Raw genomic sequence first — 19793 nt, forward strand, 5'->3', positions numbered from 1 at the left:
CGAGAAGACCGCGGTCGACGCGGTCGTATCGGTCCGGAACGGCACGATGACGGTCTGCTTCCGTGGGAGGGCAGTTTCCGACCTGGAAAGACTCCCCCATCTTATACGTCGTCGGGGTTCCTCACCACGTCCGTGAGACCGTCCCTCCACCACCGACGGGGCGCCTGGACGTACGCCATCGTCGGCGGCCTCGTCGCCGCACCGCTCGTCGTCGTCCACAACCGCACCGCCGGGCTCGGGGGCGAACTCTCGCTGCTTCCCGGTCTCGGAACCGGCCTCCCGTTGACCGCGGTGTTCGTCGGCGGTCTCGTCGCCGGCGTCCTCGCGGGACGCACGTCAGCCGATGCCGACACTGCCGCGGCCGGAGCCGGCCTGTTCGGCAGCGTCCCGGCGCTCGGCTGGGCACTCGCCTACCCGGCCGAGCTCGCGCTCGAAACCGGCGGCGCCTGGTGGTTCGACCTCGTCGAGGTCGTCCTGCTGGTCGTGTTCGCCGGTCTCGTCCTCACCCTCGGGGCCGTCGGGGGGCTGCTCGGTGGGCTCGTCGGCAGGTGGCTCGCCTCGCAGGTCGGCTGAGGAGCGGTCGCTCACGGGGGGTCGTCGGGGGACGAGCGTGACCCGCAGACGGAGCCGACCTCGGGCGTCGACTCACACCTCGAAACGGCGAGCACCTTTATACGGATACCGTCCGTCGCTATGGACAAGCGGATGTCATTGCACGCCGAGAAACCGTACCTGCGCTCGCTCTCGCAGGGCACCGAGGGGATGGAGGCCACGATGGAGTGGGCTCGCTACCTCGGCGAGACGTTCGGCACCAGCGGCGCACTGAACTGTCTCGCCTACTACGAGCGACTCGGCTGGATCTCCGAGGACGTCTGTCGCTCCATGACGACGTACATCCGGGGGCTCTCCCTGCAGGAGATCCACAACAAGAAGTACGACGAGCCGGCGACGCTCGAGTACCCGCTGGAGACCCTCTCCGGGACGCCCTTCGGCACCCACGCGCGGTCGCTGAAGTACATCGCGGCCATCGCGGGCGACGACCTCGAGGAGCATCTGATGCTCGCCCGGCTCGCCGAGCGCCGCGTCGAGAAACAGATCGGCGACCCGTCCGTCCGCGACGAGGTCGTCGAGGCCATCGGCGACGACTGAAAGGAGTGAACGTTTTCTGATAAGTGTCGTCGAGAGCCATCAGTTCGTCGCCCGTTTTCGAATCTGGGATTCCCCGTCTAGAGACACCATTAAAACGCTTTTCGGCCATTTCCCGAACCGTCGAAAACATCGCTCCGAGCCGGCCTAATATTTTGTCACAAAACACGGGTTGGCCGATTGACTTATTAGCCATGCTTCCATGGAATTGAACAGTACCCGAACGGACCCGACGACCGTTGGTGGCGGTCGGTGTGGGGGCCGAATCGGAGAAAGCCAGAAGGTGACGACTGACCGATGCGAAACAACAAGGAACCAAGTTCGGTGTTCAGCGACCTCACGGCCGCTGCCACCGACGACGATAGTGGCACCGACCAGTACGAGCTGACCATCGGGTCGGCGGAGAAAGTGGCCGACCAGTCCGTCGAGCGCGAGCTCGACGAGATGCTCGAATCCGTCGAGAACGCGCTCCCGACCGACGAGGCGGAGTTCGACGAGGAGATCATCAAGGAGAACCTGGACGAGGTGCTCCTCATGCTCATCTCGCTGCGCGGCGAGACCCACGGCAAGGAGCTCATCTCCGACCTCACCCGACTCTTCGACGCACAGCTCAGCCCGGGGACGGTCTACCCCGGCCTGCACAGTCTCGAGGAGGACGACGTGCTCCACATGCACAAGAAGGTCCGCACGAAGGAGTACTCCATCGAGGACGAACGCGAGGTCCGCATGAGCGTCGAGCGGACGATGCTCCAGCACCTCGCCTTCGGCTACCTGCTCTACTCCTTCCTCCCTCGACTCTAATCCTCGAGCTCCGAGGCGATAGAGGCGAGACTCCCGTCGGGTTGCTCCAGTGCGTCGTACACCGCACGGCCTCCCGGGGCCCGCAACCCGTACTGGAACCCGTCTTCGATGACATCGACAAGCACCGACCCACCAGCGTCGCGGCCGTTCGCCTCGCACCAGCCCGTGAAGTGGTTCTCGCCCTCGCCGGGGTTCCGCGCCGCCGACGGCGTCTCGAACGCACCCGCGATGAGGAGCTCGTCGCCAGTCAACGCCGACTCGATCCGCGCGAAGTACTGGTCGCCGTCGAGCACCAGCCGAACGACCTCGTCGACCGGGAACCGGTCGGTCTCGTCCCCCGGCAGCTCCAGCTTCAGTCGCCCGGTCGCCCCGTGTTTCGCGAGCGTCGCCCGTACCGTCGGCACCGCATCAGAAGAAACCCGATCAGCCATGGCCGTTACTCGTTCACCACGCCAGATGTACCTGTCGCTCGCGGCGTGATGGGCGCAGGAAGTGTGTCGCTGTCACCGCCGCGCGCCGAGGGTGTGCCCCTCAGGAAACCTACGACGCGGCCGTGACGGGACCCGTTCGGATTACTCCTCGTCGTCTTCGTCTGCGTCCTCCTCGACCAGGCCGAGGAGGGACTCGACGGACTCGTCGCCGCGACCGACGATCTTCGCGTTGATCTGGCTGGTCTCGTCGGAGACCTGGCGACCACGGATGGTCAGCCGCTTGCGCTCGCCCGGCCGTGCCGGGTTGTAGCCGACGCCCTGCTCGCGCATCAGGACCTCCTCCACGCTCGAGCCCTCGATGTCCTCGCGCATCGGCCGCCCGGCCTCGTCCGAGCCGCCAGTGAGCAGGAGCGTGTAGCCGTCGAGGCCGACGGCACCGCCGTCGACCTCCTCGCCGAGCTCCTTGCCCATGAATCGGTTCGCGTCCTGTTCTGCTGCCTCGAGCTGGTACGATGCGCCCGAGTCCGGGTCCGCAACGACGACGTTGAAACTCGCCATAGTGGATACGAATCGTCGGTGGGCGTTCAAAACTCCGTCGAAACGGGGGCGGACCGTCGGGGGCGGTTCGCCGGCGTCAGCCCATCCGGGCGACGTCGACGACGAGGGACTCGTCGACCAGTATCCACTCGGTGGCGGTGGGGCGGCCGTCGGAGCCGCGTGCCATGAACGTGACCGTCTCGGCGTCGGGGTCGGTCGCGACCCCGATGCGGGAGCCGATGGCTCCGTCGACAGCCTCGCACGGCTGGCCATCGGTTCGAGCGGTTCGTCGCTCCCGGTCGCTGGTATCAGTCATCTACCAGGTGGTAGGGCTCCCAGGTACATAGGGTAGTGACAGCGGTTTCACGTTTTGAAACCGCCCGAGTCCGACGCACGGCTGACGGACGACAGACCGGCCACCCGAAGACCGAAAGCGCCCGGGTGCGAACGCCCTCGCATGAAGCCCGGTCGACTGGAGCTCAGGCTCGAACGGGAGTTCGGCGGCGAGGGGCACGTCGTCGTACGGGAGGCGCTCGACCTGCGTGACTCCGGTCGGTACCACGACGACACCGACCACGACCTCACGGCCGACGTCATCGTGGACAACCTGCGCGACGCGCCGCGGGGTGACGTGGTCGACCGCTGGAACTGGTGGCTCGGCTCGCTGGCGCTGGCCTACGGCCCCGAGTACAACCAGTTCACCGTCCGTCGGAGCCCCCGGGACCGGGAGAACGGCACGTTCTGAACAGCTGAACAAGCCCAGCGTCCACGTGACGAGTTCGGTGCGCCGTGAACACCGTACCCGCCAGCTGGGAGCGCACGCGCCCATCACGGCCAGCCCGGCGACCGACGCGACAATGATGCCGAGCTGGACGAGAGTGGATACCAGCTATCCTGCCGGGAGTAGCTCACGACACGGCGATGAGCGTTGGGAACGGGGCAACCGGTCGCTGTCGTCCACCCGTGTGCGGCCGGGGGATCCGAACACGGCGCCACCCCGTCTGCGGTCGCCCCCGCTGCAGTTGCCCCGAGGGCGAAGCCGACGGACCCAAACCGCTCGCCCGCTTACGGGACCGCAATCGAATGGAGATACGGTTCCTCGGAGGCGCACGCGAGATCGGGCGGAGCGCCATCCTCGTCGACGACTCGCTGCTGCTGGACTACGGGATGGCCTCGGGCAACCCGCCGCAGTATCCGGTGGACCAACCCGAGCCCGACGCCGTCGTCGTCTCCCACGGTCACCTCGACCACGTCGGCGCGGTCCCCTCCCTCCTGTCCGGCGACGAGCGCCCGCCCATCCACTGGACGCCGCCGACCGCCGAGCTGGCGCGGGTGCTCGCGCGGGACACGCTCAAGCTCCACGGCGGGAGCTACGACTGCCCGTTCACCGAGGCGGAGCTCAAGCGGCTGACCGAGGTGTCCCACACCCACGGCTACCGGCAGCCGTTCGAGGCCGCGGGCTACGAGGTGACGTTCTTCGACGCCGGGCACATCCCCGGCAGCGCACACGTCCTCGTCGACAGCGCGGGACGAAGTCCCGCGGGCGATCGGACGCAGTCCGATGACGACGGGGACACCCGACTACTGTACACTGCGGACTTCCACACCGAGGACCAGCGGCTCCTCGGCGCCTCCCGCGCCCGGCCCGACGCCGACGTCGTCGTCGTGGAGTCGACGTACTCGGACACCGAACGCGAGTCCCGCCCGGCCATCGAGCACCGGTTCGTCGAGAGCGTCACGTCGACGGTCTGGGAGGGCGGCACCGTCGTCGTCCCCGCGTTCGGCATCGGCCGCACGCAGGAGATGCTCTGCATCCTCGGCGCGCACGACGTGGACTGCTACGTCGACGGGATGGGCAAGGACGTGACCCGGCTGTTCCAGCGCCACGACGGCTTCGTCCGGGACGCCGAGACGCTCCGGCGCGGCGCGTCGAACGCCCGCTTCGTCACGGGCAAGCCCGGGCAGCGCGAGCGCATCGCGCAGAAGAACACCGTCATCGTCACCACGTCGGGGATGCTCCACGGCGGGCCCGCGATGGCGTACGTCCCCGAGATACGGTCGAGCCCGACGAACAAGGTCGCGTTCACCGGCTTCCAGGTGCCCGGGACGCCGGGCCACGAACTGCTCGAACGGGGCCGGGCCGAGTTCGACGGGCGCATCCTCCCCGTCGCGGCCCAGACCGAACAGCACGACTTCTCCGCCCACGCCGACAGCGACGGCCTCTGGGAGTTCCTGGGGTCCTACCGCGACGCACAGGTGCTGGTGAACCACGGCGACAACTGCGAGGACTTCGCGGCCGAGCTCGTCGCCGGCGGTTTCGACGCGGCGGCACCGCGGCTGGACGAGACGGTCGAGGTCTGAGGGGGCGACCGGGTCGAGAGCGACCGCTCAGGGCTTGACGAGCAGGTCGAACAGGTACCAGTCGCCGTCGTAGGACGCGACGGCGTTTCGGAACGCGGCGGGCTCGTCGTAGCTGTCGAGCGACCGCAGGTCGTCGGCGACGCCGAGCTCGTCGAGGACCGTCGAGAGCCCGTCCGAGAGCGGTGGCTCCTCGTGGTAGCGGCTGCCGGGCTCGCTGTCGACCGCCGAGTCGAGGACATCGCGGGCGGCGTCGGAGAGCGCGTCGCGGTCGAGCCGGGCGTCGGGCACAGTCTCCTCGGCGTACGAGTCGAGCGCGTCCCGCGACGGCGCGACCTGCTCGACGGCGAACGTGCGCTCGGGCACCGTCACGGTCCGCTGCTCGACCACGACGCGGTAGGTGCTGCCGGAGTAGTCGACGTAGTCGAACGGCGGTTCCGGCACGAGGTCGCTCGCCTCGGCGTCCATGTCGCAGTGGTACTGGACGGGGCGGAGGCCGTCGATGTCTGGCTCCCCGAGGAAGCCGTCGTTGTCCGCGTAGACGGCGTCGAGGGCGGCCTCGAGGACGTCGCGGTCGCGCCACGAGAGGTCGAACGGTTCGCTCGCGACGGTGGCGTCGCTCGGGGGCTCCTCGTCGGTGCGCTGGACCGCGAACAGCCAGCGCTCGCGCTCGACGTCCCGCGTCGTCTCGGTCGTCACCTCGTGGTAGGCCCCGTCGTGCTGGAGGAACGTCGGCCGGGGACGCGTCTCGGTCCCCCAGTCGTCGGGGTGGACCAACGGCCACTGGACCGCGGTGACGCTGCCGGTCTCGAACAGCTCGGCGAGCCAGTCGCGCTTCGTCTCGGTGTCGTAGTCGACGCGGGTCTCGGCACGAGTTTCGACCGGCTCCGCGACGAGGAACTCGTCGGCGAGGGTTCCGTCGACGTCGTGGGGGACGAGCCGGTAGCCGCTCTCGCGGCCGACGCTCAGGCAGCCGGCGCCGACGGTCGCTGCGAGGCCGGCGACGGTGCCGGCACGCTGGAGGAGGGAACGACGGGAACAGGGCATGAATCGTGTCAGAAGATGGATAACCACCGAGTAAATCTCTTGTGTTCGCGCCGCCGCCAACGCGACGACCAGGGGCGTGAGCCACCGGACGGGACCTACCCGTCGCCGAGTGCGACCACCCGTCCCCCGTAGCCCGAGAGCAACATCGCGTTCGGCGTGACGACCGCACGACCGGTCCCGTCGGGGGAGCGCGTCCAGCGTTCCTCACCGGTGTCCCGCGAGAGCCCGACGAGGGAGTCCCGGCCGCGGACGACGACGCTGTCGCCGACGACCGTCGGCGTCCCGACCCGCTGCTCTGCCGACTCGTACGTCCAGACTGTCTCTCCGCGTCGGTCGACCGCGGAAATTCGGGGTGAGAGCCGGTCGCGAGTGGCGACGTACACGTGCTGGTCGTCGACGGCAACCGGCAGGACGTCCCCGTCGGCGACGCCGAACGACCATCGGTGCGTGCCGTCGAGGTCGAACGCGACTACGGCGTGTCGGGTCCGGACGACGACGCGGTCGCCGTGGACCACCGGGCCCCCCATCACGGGAGCGGTGGACAGCTGCCAGCGCACCGCGCCGGTGGCGGCGTCGAGCGCCGTCACGCCGGTCCTCCCCGAACTGGACCCGACGTAGAGCACGCCGTCGTGGACGGCGACCGCCTCCGAGAACGACGGGGCGTGGTCGTCGTCGTCGCCGAGCCGTCGCGACCACCGGACGGCACCGTCGAACACAGACAGGGCGTGGACCCACCCGTCCGAGTCGGGGACGTAGGCGACGGCCCCGGCGATGGTCGGCGGGGCGGTGAGCCTGGCGTCGACGTCGTAGAGCCAGTGCTCGTCGCCGTACCGACTGTCGAAGCAGACGACGCGGCCGCGCTCGACCGACCGGCGTGCGGTCACGACGACGTGGTTGCCGCGGACCGCGGGCGGGCCGTTCGGGTTCGCGCGGAGCGGGACCTGCCAGCGTTCCTCGCCGGTCGCGGCCTCGAGCGCGTGAATCCGGTGCCGGTATCGGCTGCTGTCGGAGGCGGCGTCGACCGGGACGTACATGTCGCCGCGGACGACCGCCGGCGTCCCGGTGGCCCGCGCACCGTCCAGTTCTGTCAGCCAGACCGTCTCCGGGTCGGCCGGGCCGTCGGGGACCCGGCGGGTGTGGCCGCCGTTCCGTCCGGCCATCCGCCACGAGCCGTCGACCGTGCCGAGGTCGCCAGAGGGAGTGGCGTCTCCACCGGAGAGACAGCCCGTCAGAACCGTGCTCGCCGCACCGACGGCGGCGAGGAACCGACGACGTGAGTGGGAGGGCATCGTCGGGAGTTCTCGGGACGGACGGATGAATCCCACGCCGCGGACCGGCTCACGTCGCCAGGAACTCGACGACTGGGTCGAGCTGTTCGGGCACGTTCAGCCCGGGTGGATGGCCGCAGTCGAGTTCGAGCAGCTCGGTCTCCGGCCGCCGGGCGAGCATCTCCTCGACCGTCGGCTCGGTCAGCACGTCCGACTCGCGACCCCAGAGGACGAACACGGGGAGGTCGAGCGACTCCCAGTAGCCCCAGGCCGTCTCGGGGTCGGCGTTGCTCGAAAGCAGGGCGGCGACGATGCGCTCGTCGTAGTCGCGGGTGACACGGCCGTCGTCGCGCCGTCGCGCGCTCGTGACGGTGAACCGCCGCCACTCGGCGTCGGTCTGTTCGTTCATCGTCGCGTAGGTCTCCCGGTACCACGACTCGAGTTGGGTGTAGGTGTCGAAGGCGGGCGGGTCGGTGAGGTAGTCGACGATGCGCTCGATGCCCTCCTCGGCGTGGACGAACACCGGCCCGATGTCGTTGCAGACGAGGTGGGAGAGGGAGACGGCGTCGTCGTCGTTCGCGAGCAGCATCCCGAGCAGGCCGCCCATCGAGGTGCCGACGTAGCGGACCTCCTCGCGGTCGAACGTGTCGCAGAACGCGCTGAGGGTGGCGAGCAGCCCCTCCCAGGAGTACTCGGTCTCGGGGTCGTCGGCCCACTCGCTCCGGCCGCGGCCCGGCATGTCGGGGCAGACGACGCGGTAGCCCTCGCTCACGAGTCGGCGTGCGAGCGGGTCGAAGTCCCGCCCGTTGCGCGAGAGCCCGTGGACGCAGACGACGAGTGGGGCGTCTGAATCGCCCCAGTCCGTGTAGTGGACTTCGGTGCCGGCGACGGTGACGAAGGCGTCTGTTCGGGTCATGTGAGCATGCACCGCGTAATCGAGTATAAACGGTGACGTTAACGGACGCCGTCGCAGGTCGGTGGTCGGCCGGGGAGTCCGGCTTAACTGGTCTATAATGAAGCGGCTGGCGGGTGACCGTTCGAATCTAGATGTTCACATCGACGTTCCCGCCGACGACGCTTGGTACCCTCGGTGACGCGAGCGCAGCACTCGTCGGCGTCCCCCTGCAGTCCGGCAGTCTGCTTGGGCTCGCCATCGTGTTCTTCGCTCTCGCACTCGCCGCCGCCGTGGTCGGGGCCCGTGGTATCGCGGGGATGAACATGGAGATCGCGCGGATACTCGTCCTCGTGTTCCTCGTGCTCGCCATCCTCTCGCTGCTGCTGTGACAACCGCTCTCAGTCCGTCTCCTCGACCGCGACCGGCTCCTCGAACGCGTAGGTGACGCCCGTCAGCTCCGTGGAGACCTCCCAGAGGCGCTCCGCGCTCGCCTCGTCGTGCGAGCGGTCGCTGGAGGCCTGCACCTCGGGGGCACCGCGCATGTTCATGAGGCCGCCCGGGCCGACGTACTCGCCGCCCTCGATGCTCGGGTGGGTCGCCGCGTACACCATCGGGAGCGACCCGACGCGCGGCGACTGCCCCACGACGGCGTTGGCGACGCGCATCATCGCGAGCCGGAGCCACGAGCCGCTCTCCTCGGGGCCGCGGTACTGGAGGTTCGTCGACGAGTAGCCGGGGTGACAGCCGACGCTGGTCACGTCGTCGATGCCGGCCGCGTCGAGCCGCCTGTCGAGCTCGTAGGCGAAGAGGAGGTTCGCGAGCTTGGACTGTGCGTAGGCGTCCCACTCGTCGTACTCGCGCTCGCCGTGGAGGTCGTCGAAGTCCATCTCGCCGCGCTCGTGGAGGCCGCTGGACTGGCTGACGACGCGGGCCTCGCCCTCGCTCGTCCGGAGCGCGCCGAGCAGATGCCCGGTCAGCGCGAAGTGGCCGAGGTGGTTCACGCCGAACTGCGTCTCGAAGCCGTCCGCGGTCTCCGAGCGCGGGATGGCCATCACGCCGGCGTTGTTGCAGAGCACGTCGACGCTGCCGTACTCCTCGTCGACGCCCGCGGCGAACGACGCCACCGAGTCGAGATCCGCGAGGTCGCACTCGCGCACGTCGATGTCGGCGTCGGGCACGGTCCGGCGCACCGCCGCGGCGGCCGCCTCGCCCTTGTCGGTGCTCCGGCAGGCCATCACGACGGTCGCGCCGGCGTCGGCGAAGTGCTTCGTCCCTTCGAGGCCGAGGCCGCTGTTGGCCCCGGTCACGACGACCGTTCGTCCGGACTGGTCCGGCACGTCGTCCGCGGTCCAGTTGCTCATCGTGGGAACTGGTTGGGACGGCAGGCAGTCAAGGGTGTCGGCGGCGGCCGGAGACAACCGAACGGGCTTTGTATCGCCGGACTGGACGGCGCTGTATGGACTCGGAGGTGGTTATCGCGCTCGTCGTCGGTGTCCTCCAGGGCATCTTCGAGTGGCTGCCCGTCTCCAGCGAGGGGAACGTCACCGTCGTCCTGACGGCGCTCGGGAGCGAGCCGGAGGCCGCCCTGCAGTACTCGCTGTTCCTCCACGTCGGCACCGCGCTCGCCGCGACGGTCTACTACCGCGACACGCTCGCCGAGGTCGGCTGGACGCTGCCCGAGCTGCGCCCCGACGACCCCTTCCGCGACGACACGGCCCAGCTCTCCTTCCTCGTGCTGGCGACGCTCGCCTCGGGCGTCGTCGGCATCGCGGCCTACCTCGCCATCGAGGAGGTCGTCTCGGAGCTGACGGGCGGGACGGCCGTCGCGCTCATCGGCGTGTTGCTCGTCGCGACCGGCGTGCTCCAGCGCACCGCGGGGACGGGCGACGCCGAGCGCGAGAGCTCACCGACACCCGCCGGCGGGCCCGGTGGGCACCGCGAGACGCCGACCGCGGTCGACGCCGTCCTCGTCGGCGCGCTCCAGGGACTGGCCATCCTCCCCGGCGTCTCCCGCTCGGGCACGACCGTCAGCGCGCTGCTGTTGCGCGGCTACGAGGGCGAGGCGTCGTTCCGGCTCTCCTTCCTGCTGAGCGTCCCCGCCGCGCTCGGTGCGGGCGTGCTCGCCGTCCTCGACGGCGGGGGCCTGCCGACGCTGAACCCGGCCGCCGCCGGCCTCGCGCTCGCGACCGCCGCCCTCGTCGGCTACCTGACCATCGACGCGCTGATGCGGGTCGTCAAGCGGGTGGCGTTCTGGGGCGTCTGCGTCGGGCTCGGGACGCTGGCTATCGTCGGCGGGGGGCTGGCGATTCTGCTGGCGTAGCGCCTTAGTCCCTGCCGCGAGTCACCGCCGACCATGCTGCCCTCTGGGGCGGACTACGTGCTGGTCCGGTTCGTCTTCCAGCGCGGACTGGCGGTCATCTACCTGTTCGCGTTCCTCGTCGCGGCCCGGCAGTTCCGGCCGCTCGCCGGCGAGGACGGCCTCCTGCCGCTCTCGGAGTACGCCGAGAACGCGTCGTTCCGCGAGCGCCCGAGCCTGTTCTACTTCTATCCCGACGACCGGGTCGTCGGCCTCACGGCGTGGACCGGCGTCGCGCTCTCGGTCGTCGCGCTGCTCGCGGGGCCGTACTGGCTCCCCGAGCCGTACGCGCTCCCGGCGTCGATGCTGCTGTGGCTGGCGCTGTGGGGGCTGTACCAGTCGTTCGTCAACGCCGGCCGGGTGTTCTACGGCTACGGCTGGGAGTCGATGCTGCTGGAGACGGGCTTTCTCGCCGTGTTCCTCGGCGCCGGGGCGAGCCACCCGCCAGTCGTCGTCATCTGGCTGCTGAAGTGGCTGCTCTTCCGCAACATGTTCGGCGCTGGGCTCATCAAGATCCGCGGCGACGACTGCTGGCGCGACCTGACGTGCCTCGACCACCACTACGAGACGCAGCCGATGCCCAACCCCGTGAGCTGGTTCGCCCACCACCTCCCGGAGCGGTTCCACCGCCTCGAGGTGGTGGGGAACCACGTCGTCGAGCTCGCGATTCCGTTCTGCTACTTCGCCCCGCAGCCGTTCGCCACCGCCGCGGGCGTCGCGACCATCGGCTTCCAGGCGTGGCTCCTGTTCACCGGGAACTTCTCGTGGCTGAACGCGCTCACCGTCGTCCAGGCGGTCGCGACGTTCAGCGACGGCGTCCTCACCGCGGTCGCGCCGGTCGCCGCGCCCGCCGCCACGGCGCCGCCGCTCGCGCTGACCGTGCTCGCGCTCCTGCTGGCCGTGCTCGTCGTCGCCATGAGCGTTCGCCCGGCGCTGAACATGCTCTCGCCGACGCAGGTGATGAACACCTCGTTCGACCCGCTCAACCTCGTCAACACCTACGGCGCGTTCGGCTCCATCACCCGGGACCGGTACCAGCTCGTCATCGAGGGCACCGACGCCGCGGACCCCGACGAGGACGACTGGGAGGCCTACGACTGCAGGGGCCAGCCCGTCCGCACCGACGAGCGCCCGCCCCAGTGGGCCCCGTACCACCTCCGGCTGGACTGGCAGCTCTGGTTCGCCGCGATGCGCCCCCGGCCGGGGCGTCGCCAGCGGTGGCTGCTCGAACTGCTGGAGGCGCTGCTGGAGGGCGACGCGGGCGCGCGCTCGCTGCTGGCGTCGGACCCGTTCCCCGACGGCCCCGAGCGGATTCGGGTGCTGCGCTACCGCTACCGGTTCACCACGCCCGAGGAACGCGCCGAGACGGGCGACTGGTGGGCACGCGAGCGCGTCGGCACCTACGTCGCCCCCATGTCGCGCGAGGAGCTCCAGCGCGGCGGGCTCGGCCGGCGAACCGTCGTGCGATGACGGCGACGAGTCCGGTCCGATGGGCGGTAGGCTGACCTGGCTCCGCGTGGAACGTACCCCCGATGGAGCCACGCAGCTGGGTGCGCCGCCCGCTCGACCGGGTCCGGGCCGTGGAGCCGTTCATCCGGCGAATCGTCGCCGGCGGCCTCGCGCTCGTCGCCGGGCTCTGGCTCGTGAGGCTCACAGTCCGGTGGACGGCTCCGTGGGCGGCCGGGGTCGTGCTCGCGCTGGTCGGCGTCGCCGGGCTCGCCGTCGGGGTCGAGCGCCAGCTCGAGTACTGACGGAAGCGGGGAGCGTTGGGCCGCGGAATCGGGCTGCCCGTCGGGCGGACGGACCGGTGGCCCCTTCCGCCGTCGCTGCGAATCCGGTACTGGCCAAGGGATGTGTCGCGAACGCCCTCCAAGCGGCTCCGTCTCCCTCGTATCGTTCCCCGGACGAGCGGGCGCGAGAACGCCCGGAACGACGACCGGCTCCCCCGGGAGGTGCACACGGTGAACCGCAGGTCGGTACTCGCCTCCCTCGGAACCGCGCTCGGCGTCGGGACTGCCGGGTGTTCGCTGCTGGATACGCCCGACGAGTTCCGGCTCGCGTTCGTCCGTGTGTTCAACGGCAGCGTGACCGCAGTCTCCGGCACGGTCCGGGTCCACAGCGACGACGACGTGGTGTACACCGGTCAGTTCGAGGACCTGCCCAGCTTTCAGGACGTCGGTGACGAACCCCGGGAGAACCGCTTCGCGGGCCTACCGAACGCCAAGGTGTTCGACTCGACCTGGCCCGACGAGTCCGGGGTGTTCGAAGTCAGCTACAGGCTGTCCGACCAGGCGTCGTGGCAGCGCGCCGCCGTCGAAACGGTCGATGCCCCGCTGGTGGCGTTCGACCTGTCCGTTCTCGGTGGCGGCATGAACGCCGTCTCCATCAATCACAGACTCCTCGAATTCCAGTCCGAGGACGCTGTTCAGCGACTCCTCGGGACGAACGAAACCGAGGACGCGACCGAACGGCCGTAGCACCGTGGGATGCGAGGCATCCAGCAGCCCCCCCATACAGCCGAGTGCGTCTCGGGTTCGGAGTAGTACTCGTCGGGGTCGCCGAGGTCGCCGTCGGAAGCGAGCGCCAACTCGAGTACTGAGGACGAGGAGGGTCCCCGGTCGGGCGTACCGTTTTGGCGCTGGCCCGCCTCGGTCCTCGCATGGGCGACCGCGCCTGCTACCGCGAGTACTGTCCCGACTGCGACGCGCAGGTGACCATCGTCGACGAGGCGTGTCCCGACTGTGGGCGCTCGCTCGACGTCGAGTGAGCACGCCGGTGCCCACACACGCCGTCGCTAGGCTGTTGCCGGGTCCGGTCCGTCACGGTCGACGAGGTCGATGTCGACCTCCAGCCCGTCGTACGGGAAGATCGGTTTCTTCGCCTCGCCGGGTTGTGCGTCGCCCCAGTCGATGACGCCGAGTTCGGCCAGTTCCCTCAGCTGTCGGTGAACTGTCTTGTAATCCCGGTCGACGAGGTTCGCCGTCGCGCTGATGCTCTCCGGTTCGTTGGTGGCGATGGCTTCGAGCAGTTCGACCCGCTGCTCGCTCAGCACGTCGAACAGTTCGCCGTAGGACCCGAAACGTAACTCGAGTTGCACCGCGTCGAGTTCGTCGGCATCGCTCCCCGGCTCGATAGCTGCGAGGCGGTCCCGTGTCCGTTCGGCCAGCCCGTCGATACTGCCGACCGTGATTCTGAGTTTGGTCATTTCTTCCTCCGTTCGATGGCACCCCACCGTCACCGCGGAAGCTCCTCGAGATCCGCCCGAACCGTGTCGAGGAATCGCTCGTACAGCGTCGTCATCCCGGGGAAGTCTCTTTGGTAACGGTGTGTCACCGTGACGAGCGCGGTCATCAGACAGAGTCTGATGGGCAGCCAGATCGCACGCGATCTGGCGACGGCTCCCCGACTGCACCCAACCTCTGGAACGACGAAGGCAAGACGGTTCGGCAACTCCGTGAGACGTATTTCACGGCGACTCGACGCCTTCAGCAACGCGGAAGCGAACGAATCGCTGAATCCTTTGGGGACGAGCTGTGGCGACAGATCGACCACATCGTTCACACGGTCACGTCGGAGGTCGTCGCCTACGCCGACGGATTCGAGAACCCCGTACTGGTGCTGGAAGACTTGACCCACATCCGTGAGAACATGGACTACGGCGCGTTCATGAACCGTCGCCTTCACGGATGGGGCTTTGCGAAGATGCACGGCCAGATTCGCTACAAGGCGGCTGAGAGGGGAATTCGTGTGAAGACGGTGAATCCCGCCTACACCTCGAAGACGTGCCACTGTTGCGGAGAAGAGGGCTCCCGTCCGACGCAGGTGACGTTCAACTGTTCGAACTCGGCGTGTTGGGTTTCGGAGTACCAAGCAGACGTGAACGCCGCGCTCAACATTGCAGATCGCTACCGCAGCGGAGAGAGCCATTCAAGAGAACACACGAGTGGCGATGACTCGGCTGCGGAAGGGGGACGTTTGACCGTCCCACAAGACAGCCACGCCGATGCTGACACCCAGCAGACGACGCTTGGAATGAATGCGTCTTGAAACCTTAGGGCCACGCTCGGCCTGAAATCCCATGGTGGGATTCCCGCGACTTTAGGTGCGGGAGGAGGTCAATTCTCGCTCCACTACCACGAGGACCACGATGAGGGAACGTTCGACCATCGGTGGGACTGACACCCGTCCGACCACAATGCACGTGACCACGTTCATCCGGGACCGGACGCGCCAACACCCGGCGAGGACGTGTCGCATCCGGCCGACTGGCGCGATGTGCTCTCGATGGTACTCGCCGAGATCGGGGACCGACAACGGGCGTTCTGGTCCAATTGAAGCGAGCGACTGCCGTGCATTCTGCTGGTCACCGACACCTGACGACTGCTTTCGATTTCCCGGCGACAAGAAGATATATTACTGACGGGAGGGGTCCATACGCCAATGAGTATTACTGCGGCCGTGGTCCTCGCCGCAGGGGAGGGTGAACGGTTACGGCCGTTGACGCGGAACCGGCCGAAGCCGATGCTCCCCGCCGCGAACCGACCGATCATCGAGTACGTCTTCGACGCGCTCGTCGACGCCGGCATCGAGGAGCTGCACGTCGTCGTCGGCTACAAGCGCGACCGCGTGCAGGGCCACATCGGCTCGACGTACCGCGGTGTCCCGGTCACCTACCACGCACAGGAGCGACAGCTCGGGAGCGCCCACGCCACCCTCCAGGCGCGCGACGCGCTCGACGAGGACTTCCTCGTGGTCAACGGCGACCAGATCGCCCAGGGCGACCTCGTGGCCGACGTGATGGCCGCCCACGACGCGGAGAGTGCGGTGACCCTCGCCGTCATCGAGAGCGACGAGGCCTCCATGTACGGGGCCGTCGAGACGGACGGCGAACGCGTCACCCGGATCGTCGAGCGACCGGGTGGCGACGAGTACCGGCTGCTCAACGCCGGCGTGTACGCCTGCGACGCGTCGCTGTTCGACGCCGTCGAGTACGCCATCGAGCAGGGCGACGAGCTGACCCTGCCCAACATCATCAGCTCCCACGTCGACTCCGGCTTCGAGGTCCGCGCCGCGCGCACCTCGGGCCTGTGGACCGACGCGACCTACCCGTGGGACCTGCTCGCGGTCGGCCAGCAGCTCCTGGACCGCGGCGACATCGACGCGACGGAGGTCCGCGAGGGCGTCTGGTGCGCCGAGCGGGTCCGCGTCCACGAGGACGCGGTACTACGGCCACCCGTCGTCGTCAGTGCTGACTCCGAGATCGGCGCGAACGCCGTCGTCGGCCCGCACGTCGCGCTCGGCCAGAACGTCACCGTGGGCTCGAACGCGACCGTCGAGCGCTCCGTGCTCGACGCCGACACCCGCGTCGGCGCTGGCTCGACGCTCGTCGACTGCGTTACGGGGCAGGGCGTCACGCTCGGCCCCGGCTGTGTCGCACCGGGCGGCCCGGCAGACGTCGCAATCGGGACGACCGTCCACGAGGACCGCCGCCTCGGCGCGCTGGTCGCCGACCGCGCGACCGCCCGGGGCGGGGTGACCTTCGCCCCCGGCACGCTCGTCGGCCCGAACGCCGAACTCGATGCGGGGACGACGGTTTCCGGCGTGATACCGGAGAACGGACGGGTGATGCGCTGATGTGCGGCATCGTCGGCTGCGTCGGTCGCCCCGACGAGACCCTGGACGTGCTGATGACCGGGCTGTCGAACCTCGAGTACCGCGGCTACGACTCCGCGGGCGTCGCGCTCTCGAACGAGTCGCTGTCGGTCGAGAAGCGCGCGGGCGAGCTCGAGGCGCTCGAGGACGCGGTCCGCACCACCGAACTCCACGGCACCGTCGGCATCGGCCACACGCGCTGGAGCACCCACGGCGCGCCCACCGACGCGAACGCCCACCCCCACACGGACTGCAGCGAGCGCGTCGCCGTCGTCCACAACGGCATCATCGAGAACTACGACGTCCTGAAGAACGAGCTTCAGGCTCGCGGCCACACGTTCACGAGCGAGACCGACACCGAGGTCGTCGCCCACCTCGTCGAGGAGCGTCTCGAAGCCGGCGTCGACCCCGAACGCGCCGTCCGGAAGGCCGTCGAGCGGATCGACGGCAGCTACGCCGTCGGGGTCGTCGTCGCCGGCGTCGACGCCATCTTCGCCGCGCGCGAGGACTCGCCGCTCGTCATCGGCGTCGCCGACGACGAGTTCCACCTCGCCAGCGACGTGCCCGCGTTCCTCGACTACACCGACCGCGTCGTCTACCTCGACGACGGCGAGTTCGCCACGCTACGACCGGGCGGGCTCACCGTCATGGATTCGACGGGGTCGATCGTCGAGAAACCCGTCGAGACGGTCGACTGGGACACCGAGGACACCGGCAAGGGCGGCTACGACCACTACATGCTCAAGGAGATCCACGAGCAGCCCCAGGCCATCCGCCAGTGCCTCAGCGGCCGCGTCGACGAGCTGCGGGGACTGGTCGAACTGGAGGAGCTCGGCGGGCTGGCGCGCCCGGAACGGGTGCAGTTCGTCGCCTGCGGCACGTCGTACCACGCCGGGCTCTACGCCGCACACCTCTTCCGGGAGGCCGGCATCCCCGCCCAGACGTTCATCGCCAGCGAGTACGCCACCAGCCCGCCCCCCGTCGGCGAGGACGAGCTCGTCGTCGCCATCACCCAGAGCGGCGAAACCGCCGACACGCTCTCTGCATTGCGTGAGGCCGAAGCTCGCGGTGCGGAGACGCTCGCGCTGACGAACGTCGTGGGGTCGTCGGTGACCCGAGAGTGCGACCACACCATGTACATCCGCGCCGGCCCCGAAATCGGCGTCGCGGCGTCGAAGACGTTCACGTCCCAGCTCGTCGCGGTGAACCTCCTCGTGGAGGCGATGAACGGGAGCGACGCCGGCGCGCTGACCGGATTTCGGGACCTGGCCGGCGACCTCCAGTCCGTGCTCGATACGGTCGACGTCACTGCTGCTGCGGAGCGGCTGGCCGCCGCGGAGCGGTGTTTCTTCGTCGGTCGCGGGCTGAACCATCCCGTCGCGCTGGAGGGCGCGCTCAAGTTCAAGGAGATCACCTACGTCCACGCCGAGGGGTTCCCCGCCGGGGAGCTGAAGCACGGCTCGCTGGCGCTGGTCACCGAGGAGACGCCCGTCGTTGCCGTGCTGACCGGCGACGACGAGGAGACGCGCAAGACCATCGGGAACGTCAAGGAGGTCGAGTCGCGAGGCGCGCCCGTGATCGCGGTGACTGACGGCCGAATCGAGGTCGAGCCGTTCGTCGACGAGGTCGTGGAGGTGCCGGCGACGCATCCCCACGTCGCACCACTACTCGCGAACGTCGTCTTGCAGCTGATCGCCTACCGGAGCGCCGACCTGCTCGGTCGGAGCATCGACAAGCCGCGGAACCTCGCGAAGAGCGTGACCGTGGAGTAGTCAGGTCTCTCTGAGAGAACTGACTTGGAATTGCGATTCAACGTGCTAGATAGTCATGATGTTGGTCGGAGGATTTAATTGAGAGACTAGAGTTCGATATACTGTGCTGGAGATAGATAAAATATCTAAAGATTCTACTGGTGGTTTGTGTTGTCTCTACAGCGGTCGTCGTTTGGGTGTTGGTCCCCGTGCCGAAGTTCGGTCTTTTGCCAAGTCAGGACCAGAGTTCAGAACGAGACTCAGCGGAGACGAGTACGTTAGTCAGGTCCAACACGGCGTCCCCTAATCAACAAAATCCAGACAAAATACCCATAACACAGGAATTTACCGAAAATCCACAGGATGGTACCCAACTCTTGACCAACGGGACGTTGGTACTGGATTACGCCGTTCTTGTCGAAGATAACTTCACTAGCGGTAACCTTTCAGAGAGCCCGTTTGAATGGCAAACGACAACACGACGAAACGGTACCATCGAAGCAGGCGAAAGCAGCATCAGGCTTGCAACGGAGAATGATGGCGACTACGTCGGAGTCCTCAGTAACCGAACGTTTGACTTCAGCGCACATCCAGCGCTCGAATTGGACTTTGTTGCCCGATCGACAGACGATGCAAGCAGAAACGTCCAGGAATTCTTCTTCCTGAACGGATCGGATTTCAACGAACGCTATTTTGCTATGTACGACTTTGGTGGAGCATCTCCGAACTCAAACCGTTCAGATGACAGCTGTGGCAGGGATTCGACATCACCCTACAACAGCGATCAGCTCTCGTATCGACACTTCCTCGCCGATGTACAGTGTTGGGATGGGTTCGAGGGCGCACCATTAGACTGGTCAGAATCGTTCCACGGCGAACTTCTCCTGGACTATCAGAGGGGCGAACTCGTCGCCTACAGGAACGGAAATCAAGTGGCCAATATCACACGTGCAGACGGCCAAGAGCTACCACCCCAAGCAACCTACCGTGTCTGGTTCAAGAACCACGATAAGGGAGGCCCGAGCCATATGATTGTCGGATCGATATCTGTACAACTAGTCGACAGATACCAGTTCGAGGGAACGTATGTGTCCCCCCGGTCGACGCAGGTTCGACTGTCGATTGGACGGATGCATCTATCACTGCTGAAACCCCGCCAGGGACGGATATCGACATCACATATGCGACGAACGCCACCGGTGAGTGGCAATATGTGGATGACATCGGTGCAGTTCCAGACGCCAGATATGTCCGCTATCGGGTTTCGCTCGGCTCTATTGAATCCACGGACGGCGTAGGGACGAGTCGTCAGAACGTTGGAAGTGAAGCGGGAGAGTACAGTTGTGCAAAAGGTCCTCTTCCGCTTCGTTAAACAAGCTGTCTCGATAGCACGAAAACTTACTGATGCTGCGCTAATGCAGATCAGCCATCCAGCCGGCAACGGGGTTGCCGGCTGGAAGCACGCCGTCCTGCACTTTCTCCGGCTTCACATGGACGCAACGCTCCAAGAAGTCCTCGACTGGGCCGAGGAGATGGAGCGGGTACGAGCCG

21 protein-coding genes and 3 pseudogenes are annotated in these 19793 nt (G+C 67.9%); 16 read left to right on the forward strand and 8 right to left on the reverse strand.

Annotated elements, in window-relative coordinates:
• The first annotated feature begins 132 nt into the window (after positions 1-132).
• The 3 genes from BLT27_RS14935 to BLT27_RS14945 all read left to right on the forward strand — a co-directional run bounded on the left by BLT27_RS14935 (position 133) and on the right by BLT27_RS14945 (position 1947).
• Positions 133-573, forward strand: a complete 441-nt coding sequence (locus BLT27_RS14935; protein ID WP_089735308.1) for a DUF5518 domain-containing protein — start codon at positions 133-135, stop codon at positions 571-573.
• Between the two features lie 132 nt (positions 574-705).
• Entirely contained in the window at positions 706-1149 is a 444-nt protein-coding gene (locus tag BLT27_RS14940) for a FlaD/FlaE family flagellar protein (RefSeq protein ID WP_217639163.1), read from the forward strand.
• A gap of 294 nt (positions 1150-1443) precedes the next feature.
• Positions 1444-1947, forward strand: a complete 504-nt coding sequence (locus BLT27_RS14945) for a PadR family transcriptional regulator (protein ID WP_089735310.1) — start codon at positions 1444-1446, stop codon at positions 1945-1947.
• On the opposite strand, the gene BLT27_RS14950 is transcribed toward BLT27_RS14945, so the two are convergent.
• The 3 genes from BLT27_RS14950 to BLT27_RS14960 all read right to left on the reverse strand — a co-directional run bounded on the left by BLT27_RS14950 (position 1944) and on the right by BLT27_RS14960 (position 3231).
• Positions 1944-2378 carry a DUF7112 family protein gene (locus tag BLT27_RS14950; protein ID WP_089735312.1) on the reverse strand — a complete coding sequence of 145 codons (435 nt, stop codon included), beginning with the start codon at positions 2376-2378 and terminating at the stop codon, positions 1944-1946. The two genes, BLT27_RS14945 and BLT27_RS14950, sit on opposite strands and share 4 nt — an antisense overlap.
• 141 nt (positions 2379-2519) lie before the next feature.
• The gene (locus BLT27_RS14955) at positions 2520-2936 is read right to left on the reverse strand and encodes a 30S ribosomal protein S6e (protein WP_089735314.1); all 417 of its coding nucleotides are present in this window, start codon (positions 2934-2936) and stop codon (positions 2520-2522) included.
• Positions 2937-3012: 76 nt separating this feature from the next.
• The gene (locus tag BLT27_RS14960) at positions 3013-3231 is read right to left on the reverse strand and encodes a hypothetical protein (RefSeq protein WP_089735316.1); all 219 of its coding nucleotides are present in this window, start codon (positions 3229-3231) and stop codon (positions 3013-3015) included.
• Positions 3232-3372: 141 nt separating this feature from the next.
• Between BLT27_RS14960 and BLT27_RS14965 the strand changes: the two genes are divergently transcribed.
• Positions 3373-3660 (forward strand): WNWW family protein, encoded by a 288-nt coding sequence (locus BLT27_RS14965; protein WP_089735318.1) that lies wholly within the window; start codon positions 3373-3375, stop codon positions 3658-3660.
• A gap of 338 nt (positions 3661-3998) precedes the next feature.
• Positions 3999-5276, forward strand: a complete 1278-nt coding sequence (locus BLT27_RS14970) for an MBL fold metallo-hydrolase (protein WP_089735320.1) — start codon at positions 3999-4001, stop codon at positions 5274-5276.
• A gap of 27 nt (positions 5277-5303) precedes the next feature.
• Here the strand turns inward: BLT27_RS14970 and BLT27_RS14975 are convergent, their stop codons facing one another.
• The 3 genes from BLT27_RS14975 to BLT27_RS14985 all read right to left on the reverse strand — a co-directional run bounded on the left by BLT27_RS14975 (position 5304) and on the right by BLT27_RS14985 (position 8504).
• A complete protein-coding gene (locus tag BLT27_RS14975; RefSeq protein ID WP_089735321.1) occupies positions 5304-6320 on the reverse strand; it encodes a hypothetical protein in 1017 nt (338 codons plus the stop codon).
• A 95-nt stretch (positions 6321-6415) separates the two neighbouring features.
• Positions 6416-7609 carry an outer membrane protein assembly factor BamB family protein gene (locus tag BLT27_RS14980; protein ID WP_217639164.1) on the reverse strand — a complete coding sequence of 398 codons (1194 nt, stop codon included), beginning with the start codon at positions 7607-7609 and terminating at the stop codon, positions 6416-6418.
• A gap of 49 nt (positions 7610-7658) precedes the next feature.
• Positions 7659-8504: an alpha/beta fold hydrolase gene (locus BLT27_RS14985; protein WP_089735323.1), complete on the reverse strand. Its 846-nt coding sequence runs from the start codon at positions 8502-8504 to the stop codon at positions 7659-7661.
• A 131-nt stretch (positions 8505-8635) separates the two neighbouring features.
• Between BLT27_RS14985 and BLT27_RS14990 the strand changes: the two genes are divergently transcribed.
• A complete protein-coding gene (locus tag BLT27_RS14990) occupies positions 8636-8872 on the forward strand; it encodes a DUF1328 family protein (RefSeq protein ID WP_089735325.1) in 237 nt (78 codons plus the stop codon).
• A 9-nt stretch (positions 8873-8881) separates the two neighbouring features.
• Here the strand turns inward: BLT27_RS14990 and BLT27_RS14995 are convergent, their stop codons facing one another.
• A complete protein-coding gene (locus BLT27_RS14995; protein WP_089735327.1) occupies positions 8882-9844 on the reverse strand; it encodes an oxidoreductase in 963 nt (320 codons plus the stop codon).
• A gap of 95 nt (positions 9845-9939) precedes the next feature.
• Here BLT27_RS14995 and BLT27_RS15000 point away from each other — a divergent pair, with 95 nt between their 5' ends.
• The 4 genes from BLT27_RS15000 (at position 9940) to BLT27_RS15015 (ending at position 13316) form a co-directional block, all read left to right on the forward strand.
• A complete protein-coding gene (locus BLT27_RS15000; RefSeq protein ID WP_089735329.1) occupies positions 9940-10803 on the forward strand; it encodes an undecaprenyl-diphosphate phosphatase in 864 nt (287 codons plus the stop codon).
• 33 nt (positions 10804-10836) lie between these two features.
• Positions 10837-12309 (forward strand): lipase maturation factor family protein, encoded by a 1473-nt coding sequence (locus BLT27_RS15005; RefSeq protein WP_217639165.1) that lies wholly within the window; start codon positions 10837-10839, stop codon positions 12307-12309.
• Positions 12310-12371: 62 nt separating this feature from the next.
• Positions 12372-12590, forward strand: a complete 219-nt coding sequence (locus tag BLT27_RS15010; protein WP_089735331.1) for a hypothetical protein — start codon at positions 12372-12374, stop codon at positions 12588-12590.
• A gap of 210 nt (positions 12591-12800) precedes the next feature.
• On the forward strand, positions 12801-13316 hold the full coding sequence (locus tag BLT27_RS15015; RefSeq protein WP_139172359.1) for a hypothetical protein: 516 nt from the start codon (positions 12801-12803) through the stop codon (positions 13314-13316).
• A gap of 317 nt (positions 13317-13633) precedes the next feature.
• Here BLT27_RS15015 and BLT27_RS15020 read toward each other — a convergent pair whose 3' ends face one another.
• On the reverse strand, positions 13634-14044 hold the full coding sequence (locus tag BLT27_RS15020; RefSeq protein WP_089735334.1) for an HVO_A0114 family putative DNA-binding protein: 411 nt from the start codon (positions 14042-14044) through the stop codon (positions 13634-13636).
• A 98-nt stretch (positions 14045-14142) separates the two neighbouring features.
• Between BLT27_RS15020 and BLT27_RS15025 the strand changes: the two are divergent.
• From BLT27_RS15025 to BLT27_RS15045, 6 genes and pseudogenes are all read left to right on the forward strand, one after another.
• Positions 14143-14886: pseudogene (locus BLT27_RS15025) on the forward strand (RNA-guided endonuclease TnpB family protein); the annotation flags it as partial.
• Between the two features lie 66 nt (positions 14887-14952).
• Positions 14953-15174, forward strand: a pseudogene (locus tag BLT27_RS20525) (hypothetical protein); the annotation flags it as partial.
• Between the two features lie 105 nt (positions 15175-15279).
• A complete protein-coding gene (locus tag BLT27_RS15035) occupies positions 15280-16473 on the forward strand; it encodes a sugar phosphate nucleotidyltransferase (protein WP_089735336.1) in 1194 nt (397 codons plus the stop codon).
• Positions 16473-18263, forward strand: a complete 1791-nt coding sequence (gene glmS, locus BLT27_RS15040) for a glutamine--fructose-6-phosphate transaminase (isomerizing) (RefSeq protein WP_089735338.1) — start codon at positions 16473-16475, stop codon at positions 18261-18263. Before BLT27_RS15035 ends, glmS begins: the two co-directional genes overlap by 1 nt.
• A 356-nt stretch (positions 18264-18619) precedes the next feature.
• Positions 18620-19540 (forward strand): hypothetical protein, encoded by a 921-nt coding sequence (locus tag BLT27_RS19290; protein ID WP_139172360.1) that lies wholly within the window; start codon positions 18620-18622, stop codon positions 19538-19540.
• A 45-nt stretch (positions 19541-19585) separates the two neighbouring features.
• A pseudogene (locus BLT27_RS15045) lies at positions 19586-19793 on the forward strand (IS5/IS1182 family transposase); the annotation flags it as partial.

It is taken from the genome of Haloarchaeobius iranensis (genome assembly GCF_900103505.1).
Classification (GTDB): Archaea; Halobacteriota; Halobacteria; order Halobacteriales; family Natrialbaceae; genus Haloarchaeobius; species Haloarchaeobius iranensis.